Here is a 12,751-nt window from a genome sequence, read left to right on the forward strand (position 1 = left end):
TCTTCGGCTGCAAAGGTAGGAAAAAAAGTTTATAATCGCTTGCGAAACGGCAGTTTTTTGCTTTTCTTCCGGGCATTACACCCCCGAAAATGCAGATTTCACCCCTGAGAAACCATACAGCCCCACGGCAAATAAACAGAAAGAGGGGTGTGCCCCATAGCCCGTCAGCACCTGTTGTCTGCTGTCACTGGCGTATCCGGCATCCCCATCCCTCTGCTTCATAGTCGTCGGACAGCGCATTGGCCTATGCTCCGTGGAAGAGATATTCCTGCTGGATATCCTGCGTCATCAGCGTGAAGAGCTGCTCTTGCAGGCGGTCGGCGAGGTCGAGTGCGCTGTTGAGGATCTTGTCCGAGAAAGCCTGCAGCAGGTCTTGGGCGTGCAGCGGCTGTGTCTTGCAGATGCGCAGATACTCTTCTTCCATTTCCCGCTGCCGCTGGTCTGTTTCCGCCTCGAACTTCGAATAGGCCTCCTTGATGACGGGTGCATATTTGTTGTAGTTGGTCATGCCCAGTGCCATCACCTTACGGAACTTCCAGTAAGCAGAGTCGGCACTCGACACGTCAGTCCCTTTTCCGTAAGCCTCCGGATAAGACGTGACCCCCTGGTAGAGCGGAAGGAACACGCCGAGGTCGGCCATGCCCATTGCGACGTAATTGACGCATCCGATGGCCTGCGGCAGCTCCGGACGGACCTGCAGGAGGTGGGTCTGTGTGGTACGGAAGATGGAGACTGGGCGGTACGGCTCTTTCGGATTGCCGTGGAGGTAGGGATCGTGCTCCGTATTGTCGTAGTGGAAACGGAATGCCGTGCGCAGTTCGGTCAGTGTGATCTTGTGTGCGGCCTTGGCGAAGACCGGGAAAGTGTTCTTCGTGACGTCGTTCTTGATGTCCGGAGAGAAGAACCGCTGCAGTCCCCATACACGCGGGTAGTTGTAGGTGGTGTCGAGTTCCACGTCGCGCGCATAGGCCTTGTGGAAATCGAAGTCACCCTGTGCCGGGTCGTAGAGACCGTGCTTCTCCGCAAACTCTATCAGGTCGGCGGAGGCAAGGTAGTTCTCCTTGTCATTGGGATGATAGGTGCGGAACCGGCTCTGGTTGCCGGTGACGAAGTACTGGTCCTTCGGCATACGGCATGCCAGCCAGCGATGGCCGCACGCCGTCTCGAGGTACCATATCTCCTTGTTGTCTACGAATCCGATGCCGAAGCCTTCGGCGATGCCGTGCTTTTCGATGAGCATTCCCAGCCGTTCTACCCCTTCGCGTGCACTGCGGATATAGGGCAGGGTGATGTTGAAGACGGCATTCTCCGCCACGCCGTTCTCTACCAGCGGATCATATTTCAGCGCCTCGTCACTGCTGAAGATGCTTTCCGTAGCGCTCATGCCCACGCCTGCCGTGTTGAAGCCGGCACTGCCCCAGTGGCGGTGTAGGTGGTGCGGGGAGAGAGCCGTATAGCCCAGGGCCTTCTCCGGAAGCTCGCAGCGGAAAGGGCTGTCCAGTGCGACGAACTCGTTGAGTCCGTGCTCCGTATCCTCGAAGATCTCATAATTCTTGGCTACCATTGCATCCCAGTCTTCCGAGCGCGACACGATCATGGATCCGTCGGCGGTCTGGTTCTGCCCGATGATGATGGTTGTACACTCTGACGGGAGGTTGTGCGTCTGCTGCACGTCGGTCTTTTTCATAAGCTTAAAGTCTTTGTTCTGTTGTTAATGCCAATGGACAAAAATAGCAATTATTTGCGAAAGCATACGAAGAATTAAAGTCAAAAAAGTATAAATGCACGTTTCGAGACGCCGGAAGCCTCCCGGTGTGATGCGGAGGAAACGTGTTTTTCCTGACATTCCGCTTGCTTTTTCGGGAAACAAAGACTATATTTGCTGCCATAATACTTTGAGACATTGACGAATGAAGAACCTGCTACTGACCCTCCTCCTTGGACTTGCCTGTCTCACAGCGGCCGCACAGCAGTCCTGTGACTGGGAAGAACTGTATGACGAACTCTATGCCGCCGGTGAGGAATCCCAGGCTGTGCGGGAAGAGAACTTTGAAATCCTGTCGGCTCTTGCGGCACATCCTGTTCCGCTCAACACGGCTTCCCGGGAGGATCTGGAGCGCATCCCTTTCCTGACGGCGGAACAGATCGAGGAACTCCAGGCCTACGTCTACCGGTACCACGGCATGCGGACACTGGGCGAACTCGCCCTGATCGAGTCCCTGGACGCTGTCCGACGGCAGCTTCTTCCCTATTTCGTATGTATCGCCCCTGCTGTGGAACAGGGGACCTTCCCATCCTTGAAAAACATTCTGACCCATGCGAAGCACACGCTGCTGTTCACCTCCCGCATTCCGTTCTACAGGCGGGAAGGCGACCGCAACGGCTACCTCGGCTATCCGTATGCCCATTCGTTCCGTTATTCGTTCCGGGCCGGCGATTACGTCCAGGCCGGGCTGGTGGGTGCGCAGGATGCCGGAGAGCCTTTCTTCGCACATGGCAACAACTTAGGCTACGACCATTACAGCTTCTATGTCCTGATACGGAAAATGGGGCGGCTGAAGACCCTGGCGGCGGGACGGTACAGGATAAGTTTCGGTCAGGGGCTCGTCATCAACAACACCTTCGGCCTCGGCAAGACAGGACTGCTCACCACGCTTGGCAGGCAGCCCGCAGGAATCCGCGCCCATTCCTCACGGTCGGCAGACGGCTATCTGCAGGGAGCGGCCGCCACGGTGGAGGTGGCCCGGCATACGGACCTAACCGCCTTTCTCTCTTACCGCACCGTCGATGCCGTGCTCTCTGACAGCGGGACGGTCAGGACGCTGCCCAAGAACGGATACCATCGCACCGAGCGTGAGATGAGCCACAAGGATGCCGCCGCGCAGCTGGCTGCCGGAACGCATCTGGGATGGACGTGCGGGGCTTTGCGCATGGGGCTGACAGGGGTATTCTCCCGCTTCAGCAGGGAACTGACTCCCAGTACGTCTTTGTATTACCGCCGTTACGCTCCGTCGGGCAATGACTTCTGGAATGTCAGCGTGGATTACAGTTACCTGCACCACCGCTGGTCTATGGGCGGCGAGACGGCGACGGACAGCAGAGGAAACCTTGCCACGGCGAACCGTCTTTCGTTCCAGCCGGTCTCCTGCCTGTCACTGCTTGCCGCCCAGCGTTATTATGGCTATCGCTACACGGCGCTCTTCGCCCGGAGTTCCGGCGACAACGCATCCGTGCAGAATGAGAGCGGCCTCCTCGTGGGAGCCGAATGGAAAGTCGCGCGCGGCCTGTCGCTCATGGGATACACGGATCTCGCCTACTTCTCCCATCCCCGCCCCGGTGCCCATACGGCCAGCAAGGCATGGGACAATCTGGCGGTGCTCGCCTATATATATAAGCGGTGGTCGCTGCGGGTACGTTATCGGGTATGGATCCGTGAGAAGGACAATGCCGGCAGGACGGCGCTCGTACGCGAGCTGACACAGCGCGGGCGGCTCTCCCTGTCGTATGCCGCCGCCTCGTGGAACTTCAGAAGCCAGATAGATTTTGCTGCAAGCCGTTATCTCCGGCGGAGCACGGGCTATATGTTCACGGAGACGGGGACGTGGCAGCCCGCCGCATGGCTCAGCCTCACCGCCACGGCAGGTTATTTCCACACCGCCGACTTCTCCTCCCGGATCTATGTCTATGAGTGCGGTCCGCTGTATGCTTTCAGCTTTCCCGCTTTCTACGGCAGGGGCGTGCGCTGCGGACTGTTCGCCAGGGCCGACCTCTCCCGCCGCCTGATGCTGATCCTTCGCAGTGCCACGACCCGCTATTTCGACCGGGACACGATAGCTTCCGGACTTCAGCAGATCAGTTCGTCCACGATGAGCGATCTTGATGTCCAGCTTCGCTGGAAGTTCTGACGCCGTACAGCCGTCCTGCTAAGCCGTTGCCGGCTGTCCCGGAGGTGCCGACTGCTCCCGTCCTGGCGGCAGATAGCAAACGTGCGGACGCCCGTCACGGCCGGTGTCAACCGGCTGCACGACTGGTGTCAGGCACCGGCACACCGGCAGAAGGTGGGAATGCAGAACCGTCCCGGTCGCTGTCTTGTCGGGCAGGATGCCGATGACCGGCTTATACGGAAAATGTCTGCCGGACGGCAATCATGAAAATTCTTGAAGCAAAATTCACGAATATGGCAGTTTTGCATTACCTTTGCGGATATGAAAAAACAAGACCTTGAGGCTGATGTAAAGCCTGTTGACTATACCATCAACGTGCGGGGTCGGCTCATGGACCTGAGCCGGCCGGTCGTCATGGGAATTATGAACATAACGCCTGACTCCTTCTTCGCAGGCAGCCGTGTGCAGACGGAGGATGCCATCCGCCAGCGTGCCCGCCAGATGGTGGCGGAAGGGGCGGGAATCCTTGATGTGGGTGCCTGCTCGACACGCCCCGGCGGAGAGGTGGCCGGCGAGGAGGAGGAGATGCGCCGTCTGGCTTTTGCCCTGCCGGTCATCCGGGAAGCGGTGCCGGATGCCATCCTCTCTATCGACACGTTCCGTGCGTCGGTCGCCCGGCGGACGGTGGAGGAGTTCGGGGCGGACATCATCAATGACGTGGAGGAAGGAAGGGATCCGGAGATGTTCCGTACGGTGGCAGAGCTGGGTACACCTTATATATTGATGTCTACGGCGGCGAATCTGCATGATATGCTTGTCAGATTTTCCGGTGAGGTGCAGGAACTGCGCGCCTTGGGGCAGAAAGACATCATCCTCGATCCCGGCTTCGGGTTCGGCAAAGGGGCGGTGGACGGAAACTATGCCCTGCTGGGCGTGATGGAACGTCTGCGGGTCATGGGACTGCCGCTGCTCGTGGGCATCAGCCGCAAGCGCATGATCCATCAGCTCCTCGGCATCACGGCGGCCGAGAGCTTGAACGGGACGACGGTCCTGAACACCATCGCCCTGCTGAAAGGAGCCGGCATCCTCCGTGTACACGACGTACGGCCCGCCGTCGAAGCCGTCAGGATCGTCGAGGCCATGCGGCAGCATACAGACGATTGAATCACTTGGACAGATTTAGTATTAACCCATAAATTTATGCCCCGGAGTGAGGCGGATACGGTCATCCGCCCGCCCTTTCTTCTCGAGGAGAGGGACATGGGGAAGAAGCCTTATGTTTTTCCCGTTTGGAATAAAAGACGTAATCGACATCGTGCTGGTAGCACTGATGCTCTACTATCTTTACCGGCTGATGAAGGAGTCGCGCTCGCTGAACGTCTTCATCGGAATCATGGTGTTTGTCATCGTATGGCTTATCGTGAGCCAGGTGTTGGAGATGCGCCTGCTGGGCAGCATTATGGACAAGCTCGTCTCGGTGGGTGTCATCGGACTGATCGTCCTTTTCCAGGAGGAGATCCGCCACTTCCTTTACAGTCTCGGTGCGCACAGGAAAGTGAACAACCTCGTGAAGCTCTTTACGAAGACCGGAAAAGAGGAGGTCGACAAGGAGACCATCATGCCCATCGTCATGGCCTGCATGAGCATGAGCCGCGGCAAGGTGGGGGCGTTGATTGTCATCGAGCGGGGGGTGATGCTGGAAGACATCGTTGAGACGGGCGACCTGATAGACGCCCGCATCAACCAGCGGCTCATCGAAAACATCTTCTTCAAGAACTCGCCGCTGCACGACGGAGCGATGGTCATCTCCAAGCGGCGCATCAAGGCGGCAGGCTGCATCCTGCCGGTGAGCCACAAACAGGATATTCCCAAGGAACTCGGTCTGCGCCACCGTGCGGCAATGGGCATCTCGCAGGACTCCGACGCACTGGCGATCATCGTCTCCGAGGAGACCGGCCGCATCAGTGTGGCTCTGCACGGCGAGTTCCAGCTTCGGCTCTCCGCCGAGCAGCTGGAGAGCATCCTGACAAAGGAGATGGCACCTGCCTGAGGTGGGCGGGGATAGGCGATGATAAGCGGGGATAGACGACGACAGGCAGGGGTAAGTGTCTGTTGTTGCTTATCCCCGCTTATCATCGCCTATCCCCGTCTATCGCTTGTCATCGCCCCTTCTCCTGTCAGTTCAGCATCAGGTTCATCTCGAGACGGTCGTCCCGGAAGATATGGTCGGCCAGCTCCGTGATCGTCAGCGGACGGGTGCCGGGGAGCGGCTGGTTCGTACGTGTGACGTGACCGTCGCGGATCTGGAAGTAGATGTTGTTCATCGGAATGTCCGAGTCGTTGTAGACACGGAGATTCTCCGTGCGGTCCGGATGACGGCCGGCGTACAGCTGGAGTGCTTTCTCGGCGTTGATGACGCGTATCATGGCCGGGATGTCCCTGCTCTGCCGTCGGGCCGAAGGGTCGATGGAAAGGGCGATGCGGTAGTCTTCCTTGATGATTTCAAAGCCCTCTTCATCGTGCAGGAGCACACAGTCTCTTGTCTGCTGCCAGTGGTCGAAGGCGGCGAAGTCCATGCTGTCGACCCCGGCAGGCGGTGGCGTGCAGGTGATATGCCGGGTGTAGCCGCAGCGGCCGTACCAGTCGTAGAGCCATTCTTCGGCGGGGATCAGCGTGGCGAAGACAATGTCCTTGTGGTAGAGGCGGAAGTGTGCCTGCGACATGAGGTTGTTGCCCACATTCTGCTTTCGGTATTCTTCCAGCACGCTTACTCCGCTGACGTAGGCCGTATGCACCTTTCTGTCGTAGTACTTCAGGGTGTAGGGAAGTGTCTGCAGGGCGGCCACCGTGCGCTGGTTCATCTGGCAGATAATGTTGTACTCGGGCTTGAAGACACGTGAGAAATACAACCGGATGAAAGGCTCTGGATCATGGAAGGTGTTGCGCCACAGGGCTATCGTCTCTTCCTTGATCTGCTCCTGCGTCTCCTCCTGTGCCAGAGGATACTTTTCCATGACCACGCTCTTCTCCAGGAGGATGTCCGGCTTGTAGGACAGCTTGGCATAGCGCAGCCCCTCCAGCCCGAGGTCTTCCTCCCGGTTCATGTATTCATATTGTTCGGGCAGATGCCGTGCGAACTCCTGGTTGATGATGGAGAACGCCCCTTCGTAGGCTGTGTCGGCCTTTTCAACGCAGACATCGAAGACCTTGTCCGTGACAGGACAGCCGAACGTGAAGGCGATCAGCTTCCCCCCTACCCATATCGTACCGCCTGTGGCACCGATCTCGTCCCAGAAATCGAAGACACGGGTCATGGAGCGGAGCTCTTCGGAGAGCTCTTCCGTCTCTTCGGTATCGTCCTTCGTGACGGTCCGCCAGTTCTCTTCTACGGCGATACATTCCGGAATCATGTCCTTGGTGAGCGGACGGTATTCATAGTCCGGATAGGCCTTGCGGAATTTGTTGCAGTGGTTGCGCTTGCCCTGCAGCTTCTTCCCGGAGAGCGTCGCCAGCTTCTCACGTGTGTAGATGTAGTCAAAGTGGTCACGGTCGGGCTTGATGAAGAAAGTGTCGGGAAAGGTCGATTCCAGTATGCCGACCATGTAGGAACAGACTCCCAGCATGAGGAAAGGATGCCCTAACGTGATGGCATCGTCGCGCATCTGCCGGACGACGGCTGCGAAACGACCGCGCATGGATTCGTCCCAGTGGCATTTCCATACCGGTGCCATATAGGCGAGATGGTGTCCAGTGTAGAAGCGGAAAACGAGGAAGCCGTCGACTTCGGCTATCTGCGTGTTGTAAAGGAAACGCCATGAGATGATGTTGGCAAAGCTGAGATCGCAGTTCTGGCGGTCGCCGCACAGCGTATAGCTCTGTATCAATTCACGGTCGGTCGTCTTCACGTCGTGAAATCTGATCATAACTTTTCTGGTTGGTTGGACTGCAAAGATATGCAGAATACTTCAAACCTCCAAGGTAATACCTGATTTATCAGAGAAAACAAGGAGCATGTTTGGCAATCTTACTTTAATTTGCTATCTTTGCATGACAAAGACCGAATTACAACTTTTACATCTTAAGAAAGGAATATGGATTTACTAGAGCAAATCGTTGCACGTGCGAAAGCCGACAAGCAGCGCATCGTGCTCCCCGAGGCAGAAGAGGAGCGTACCCTTAGAGCAGCTGACAGGGTGTTGGCTGACGACATCGCCGATCTGATCCTCATTGGAAACCCGGACAATATCCATAAGCTCGCTTCAGAGTGGGGGCTTAAGAACATTGACAAGGCTGCCATTGTCGATCCGGAGAACAACCCTAAGCGTGAAGAGTATGCCGAAAAGCTGGCCGAACTCCGCAAGAAGAAGGGTATGACGCTGGAGCAGGCCCGCGAACTGGTTACGAAGAACAATCTCTACCTTGGCTGCATGATCATCAAGACGGAGGGGGCTGACGGACAGATCTCCGGTGCCCTTTCAACTACGGGTGATACGCTGCGTCCTGCCCTGCAGATCATCAAGTGCGCGCCGGGCATCACCTGCGTGAGCGGTGCCATGCTGATCCTCACACACGAACAGCAGTATGGGGAGAACGGTATCGTCGTGATGGGCGACGTCGCCGTCACGCCGAATCCCACCGCCGACCAGCTGGCACAGATAGCCTATACTACGGCGGCGACCGCAAAGAGCGTTGCCGGATTCCGGAATCCGCACATTGCCATGCTGAGCTTCTCTACCAAAGGCTCTGCCAAGGATGCCAGAGACAAGGAGACAGGGAAAAGCGTTTATATCATCGACAAGGTGGTTGAGGCGACGAAGATCGCCAAAGAGAAGTTCCCGGAACTGGATGTGGACGGCGAGCTGCAGGCCGATGCCGCCCTTGTCCCTGCCGTTGCCGCCAAGAAAGCACCGGGTTCTGCCGTTGCCGGAAAGGCGAATGTGCTTATCGTTCCGAACCTTGAGGTCGGCAACATCGGCTATAAGCTCATCGAGCGTCTCGGCGGTGCGAAAGCCATCGGACCGATTCTCCAGGGGATTGCCCGCCCGGTCAACGACCTTTCCCGCGGCTGCTGCGTGGATGACATCTATTATATGGTAGCCATCACGGCGTGCCAGGCACAGGATGCGAAAAGAAAGTAACAACTCCAAAAATACAATATGAAGATATTAGTACTGAACTGCGGTAGCAGTTCCATTAAGTACAAGTTGTACGACATGGCAGATGAGTCGGTGCTGGCTCAAGGTGGTGTTGAACGTATCGGACTTGACGAGGCGTTCATCAAGGTGAAACTGGACAACGGCGAGAAGCGGCAGATAATGGCCGACCTCCCGACCCACAAGGAGGGTGTGGCACTCGTCTTCAAGGTACTGCTTGACCCGGAAATCGGAGCATTGAAGAGCCTCGACGAGATTGATGCGGTCGGCCACCGCATCGTGCAGGGTGGCGACCTCTTCGAGAAGAGCTGCATCGTCACCAAGGAAGTGGAAGACGGCATCGAGAGCCTTATCGACCTCGCACCCGTCCACAATGCCGGACATCTGCGCGGACTGCGTGCCGTCGATGAGCTGATGCCGCATACGCCTCAGGTGACGGTGTTCGACAATGCCTTCCACAGCACGATGCCCGACTATGCTTATCTCTATGCCGTACCCTACGACTTCTACAAGAAGTACCACGTCCGTCGCTACGGCTTCCACGGAACAAGTCACCGCTACGTGTCACACCGTGTCTGCGAGATGCTGGGTGTCGATATCAAGACGCAGAGAATCATTACCTGCCACATCGGCAACGGTGCATCGGTAGCGGCCATCAAGGGCGGCAAGGTCATCGACACCTCTATGGGTCTGACACCGCTGGCCGGCCTGATGATGGGCTCCCGCTCCGGCGACATCGACCCCTCTGCCGTTACCTACCTGATGGAGAAGCTCGGAAAGCAGCCGCAGGAGATGGCGGACTTCCTGAACAAGGAGAGCGGTGTGCTGGGTATTACGGGTATCAGTTCGGATATGCGTGATATAGAGAATGCCGATAACGAAGGCAACAAGATGGCGCATCTGGCACTGCAGATGTACACCTATCGCATCAAGAAATACATTGGCGCCTATGCAGCAGCCATGAATGGCGTGGACATCATCGTGTGGACGGCAGGCGTCGGTGAGAACCAGACCGGACTTCGCTGGGATGCCTGCAAGGACATGGAATATCTTGGCATCAAGCTCGACAAAGAGCGCAACGAATGCCGTGGTGTAGAGAAGATTCTCTCTGCCGACGACTCGAAGGTCAAGGTCGTCCTTGTTCCTACTGACGAAGAGATTGTCATTGCACGTGACACGCAGGAGCTTGTCAAGAATCTGAAGAAGTAAGAAGCCAGAGGAAAAGACAGGCGACAACAAGCGGGGACAGGCGATGATAGGTGGCGATAAGCGATGATGACAGCTTATTCCTTCTGTCATCGCCTGTCCTCGCTTGTTGTCGGGTCTGTCACCGCCTATGGCTCCACACTCTTCTGAAAACGCGAAAGGTAGTTGTCTCACGACAACTACCTTTCTTTTTGACTAAACTTAATCTACAAACCTGAGTTTTAATTTTATATTATGAATGTCTTTTAATCTTCTTATTGGTATGAAAAATCCCTGAAATCCTTTCAATGACAATTTTTTCGTCATATTTTCTAAGGACAATGCAAAGTTACGAGTTTGTTTTGTAACTTCCAAATACTTTTCAGTAAATTTGGGTTTTCATCTCTAAAAAAACATTTTTTATCCTTGTGAAGAATGTATTTTTACCTTTATTAAGGTTTGGTCTCGCCTTCTACATATTCCTCGAGGAACATGTGTTCTCCGTCGAATACAGCGTATGTGAACTGCCATATCCAGTCGCCGAGTACCAGAAGGCGTGCTTTGCGCGAAAGGGTGAGGTCCAGCTCGATGTGCCGGTGGCCGTAAAGAAAGTAGTCGATGTCTTTGTGCGTGCGCATATACTCTTTCGTGTAACGCACGAGATACTCCTTGTCTTCCCCCATATAGGGGGTCTCCTTGCCGTCCGAACGTTTCAGGCGGCTTCTTTTTGCCCAGTTCAGACCCAGCTGCATTCCCCACCAGGGATGGAAGAAGTTGAGCAGCCGCTGGCATCCGCGGTTGTGGAACACCCTGCGGAGAAACTGAAACATCGGGTCGGGATCACCCAGTCCGTCGCCATGGGCAAGATAGAACACCTTGTCGTAGATCTCCGTCGTGACGGGTTTCCGGTGGAGGATCACGCCGCATTCCTCCTCAAGATAGCCATAGGTCCAGATGTCGTGGTTTCCTGTGAAATAATGGACATCCACCCCCATGTCGGTCAGTTCCGACAGCTTGCCCAGGAAGCGGGTAAACCCTTTTGGCACAACGTACTTGTACTCGTCCCAGAAATCGAACATGTCGCCGAGCAGATAGACTGCGGCTGCCTTGTGCTTGATGCTGTCCAGGAAGCGGACAAGGCGGCGTTCCTGTGTGCGTCGGTGCTCTATGGCGAGCGAGCCGAGGTGTGCGTCGGAGAGGAAATAGATATTCTTCATGTCTTTATGCTGTGAGTGATCGGTTATAAGTGCCGGGGTGACGGACACCCGGCAGGATGCCCGGCCGATGCTCGGGAGACGGTGGGCACAGGGCTGGAAATCATGCGGGATTAATCAAATCCCAGCTCGACACGTGCCTCCTCTGACATCATGCTCTGATCCCAGGCAGGATCGAAGACGAGGTTGATGCTGGCAGACTTGACCCCTTCCACGCTCTCCACTTTCGTGCGTACATCCTCGAGGATGAAATCGGCTGCCGGACAGGAGGGAGCGGTGAAAGTCATATCCATGTCAAGGTTCCCTTTCTCGTCGACATCAATCTTGTAAATCATGCCGAGATCATAGATGTTGACGGGAATCTCCGGGTCGTAGACGGTCTTCAGCACGTCGACGATCCTCTCTTCTATCTTTGTCTTCTCTTCTTGTGTCATAATTGTATTTGGCGTTTATAACAGTGCATCTTTTGCCGGGACAGGACGGACGGAGGCATGAGAACCTGTTCCAAAACGGCCGGATGCCGCCCTATCTTCTGCAAAGATAATAATTTAAAACTACAATCGCAACAGAAGCGGGTGGAAAGGTGACCGGTACCGGTATTTTCAGATTCTTCCGTTCAATGCGTGGATGTTTTTCACATAGCTTTCACGGAAGAGCCGAAGTGATTCATTCAACAAAAACATAGCCAGGGCCGTCAACTGGCTATTCTGTCATCATCCTCCGATACAAAGACCTTTTCATTTTAATACGTTGAAATACAGATAAGATATTGAAAAGTCATTACATAATTTCAAACAGATCATCTGCAGATAAAAAGAATACGTGCCAAAATCAGGTTTGTAATCAGCAGTAAATCAATTAGTTGTCAATCCGTTCAGAAAAGGTGCTTGATTGGACTTCAAAAGGGCGTTGGTAACACGCTAAAAGGGCACCTGTTGCAAGTCAATCAGGCACCTTTCAGGAGCCAGAAGAGCATGTGTTGCTTTGGACTGCATGAAAACAGTTTACAGACGCCGATGATATGGGAACAAGTCGTCTGTGGAAGGCGGTAAGGCATACTGATGGACAGGCATCGTACCAATTTGCCTTTTCTGCATCTTATTTGGTAGTTTGTCCTTCTTTGCAAGACCATCTGCTTTTGGACAGTCATACCCTGCAAGTGCGCAAGCCTTTGTTCTATTTCCGATCTGCGCATTTAACGGAAGAACCGTTCTTCCACCATGAAGGAACGCATTTCTCACCGTGAAGGCGGGCTGGAAGTCTGCCGTCAACTGCATGGAAGCCCTCCCGTCTCCTGCCGATGGGCCGGTGTCCG

At 55.4% G+C, this 12,751-nt stretch carries 9 protein-coding genes; 5 read left to right on the forward strand and 4 right to left on the reverse strand.

The genetic code is table 11. The features are described from left to right. Positions 1 to 244: 244 nt before the first annotated feature. A complete protein-coding gene (locus tag J4864_RS05870) occupies positions 245 to 1,687 on the reverse strand; it encodes a C69 family dipeptidase (protein WP_211814063.1) in 1,443 nt (480 codons plus the stop codon). A gap of 223 nt (positions 1,688 to 1,910) precedes the next feature. Here J4864_RS05870 and J4864_RS05875 point away from each other — a divergent pair, with 223 nt between their 5' ends. From J4864_RS05875 to cdaA, 3 genes are all read left to right on the forward strand, one after another. Next, positions 1,911 to 3,905: a helix-hairpin-helix domain-containing protein gene (locus J4864_RS05875; RefSeq protein ID WP_211814064.1), complete on the forward strand. Its 1,995-nt coding sequence runs from the start codon at positions 1,911 to 1,913 to the stop codon at positions 3,903 to 3,905. 300 nt (positions 3,906 to 4,205) lie between these two features. Further along, positions 4,206 to 5,048: a dihydropteroate synthase gene (gene folP, locus J4864_RS05880; RefSeq protein WP_211814065.1), complete on the forward strand. Its 843-nt coding sequence runs from the start codon at positions 4,206 to 4,208 to the stop codon at positions 5,046 to 5,048. A gap of 112 nt (positions 5,049 to 5,160) precedes the next feature. Beyond that, the gene (gene cdaA / locus J4864_RS05885; protein ID WP_007367884.1) at positions 5,161 to 5,934 is read left to right on the forward strand and encodes a diadenylate cyclase CdaA; all 774 of its coding nucleotides are present in this window, start codon (positions 5,161 to 5,163) and stop codon (positions 5,932 to 5,934) included. A gap of 127 nt (positions 5,935 to 6,061) precedes the next feature. On the opposite strand, the gene J4864_RS05890 is transcribed toward cdaA, so the two are convergent. After that, a complete protein-coding gene (locus tag J4864_RS05890) occupies positions 6,062 to 7,807 on the reverse strand; it encodes a GNAT family N-acetyltransferase (RefSeq protein ID WP_211814066.1) in 1,746 nt (581 codons plus the stop codon). A gap of 168 nt (positions 7,808 to 7,975) precedes the next feature. Here J4864_RS05890 and pta point away from each other — a divergent pair, with 168 nt between their 5' ends. Then, the gene (pta, locus tag J4864_RS05895; protein ID WP_007367886.1) at positions 7,976 to 9,022 is read left to right on the forward strand and encodes a phosphate acetyltransferase; all 1,047 of its coding nucleotides are present in this window, start codon (positions 7,976 to 7,978) and stop codon (positions 9,020 to 9,022) included. 18 nt (positions 9,023 to 9,040) lie between these two features. Further along, positions 9,041 to 10,246: an acetate kinase gene (locus J4864_RS05900; protein ID WP_007367887.1), complete on the forward strand. Its 1,206-nt coding sequence runs from the start codon at positions 9,041 to 9,043 to the stop codon at positions 10,244 to 10,246. Between the two features lie 428 nt (positions 10,247 to 10,674). On the opposite strand, the gene J4864_RS05905 is transcribed toward J4864_RS05900, so the two are convergent. Both J4864_RS05905 and J4864_RS05910 read right to left on the reverse strand, forming a co-directional pair. After that, a complete protein-coding gene (locus J4864_RS05905) occupies positions 10,675 to 11,439 on the reverse strand; it encodes a UDP-2,3-diacylglucosamine diphosphatase (protein WP_007367888.1) in 765 nt (254 codons plus the stop codon). Positions 11,440 to 11,549: 110 nt separating this feature from the next. Then, positions 11,550 to 11,870 (reverse strand): metal-sulfur cluster assembly factor, encoded by a 321-nt coding sequence (locus J4864_RS05910; RefSeq protein ID WP_211814067.1) that lies wholly within the window; start codon positions 11,868 to 11,870, stop codon positions 11,550 to 11,552. Between the last annotated feature and the right edge of the window lie 881 nt (positions 11,871 to 12,751).

The sequence above is a fragment of the Prevotella multiformis genome, assembly GCF_018127985.1.
Lineage (GTDB): Bacteria > Bacteroidota > Bacteroidia > Bacteroidales > Bacteroidaceae > Prevotella > Prevotella multiformis.

What these genes read in the sequence shown, in the direction of transcription:
- J4864_RS05870 (WP_211814063.1), bottom strand. Translation starts at nt 1,687, where the DNA reads ATGAAAAAGACCGACGTGCAGCAGACGCACAACCTCCCGTCAGAGTGT.
- J4864_RS05875 (WP_211814064.1), top strand. Translation starts at nt 1,911, where the DNA reads ATGAAGAACCTGCTACTGACCCTCCTCCTTGGACTTGCCTGTCTCACA.
- folP (WP_211814065.1), top strand. Translation starts at nt 4,206, where the DNA reads ATGAAAAAACAAGACCTTGAGGCTGATGTAAAGCCTGTTGACTATACC.
- cdaA (WP_007367884.1), top strand. Translation starts at nt 5,161, where the DNA reads ATGTTTTTCCCGTTTGGAATAAAAGACGTAATCGACATCGTGCTGGTA.
- J4864_RS05890 (WP_211814066.1), bottom strand. Translation starts at nt 7,807, where the DNA reads ATGATCAGATTTCACGACGTGAAGACGACCGACCGTGAATTGATACAG.
- pta (WP_007367886.1), top strand. Translation starts at nt 7,976, where the DNA reads ATGGATTTACTAGAGCAAATCGTTGCACGTGCGAAAGCCGACAAGCAG.
- J4864_RS05900 (WP_007367887.1), top strand. Translation starts at nt 9,041, where the DNA reads ATGAAGATATTAGTACTGAACTGCGGTAGCAGTTCCATTAAGTACAAG.
- J4864_RS05905 (WP_007367888.1), bottom strand. Translation starts at nt 11,439, where the DNA reads ATGAAGAATATCTATTTCCTCTCCGACGCACACCTCGGCTCGCTCGCC.
- J4864_RS05910 (WP_211814067.1), bottom strand. Translation starts at nt 11,870, where the DNA reads ATGACACAAGAAGAGAAGACAAAGATAGAAGAGAGGATCGTCGACGTG.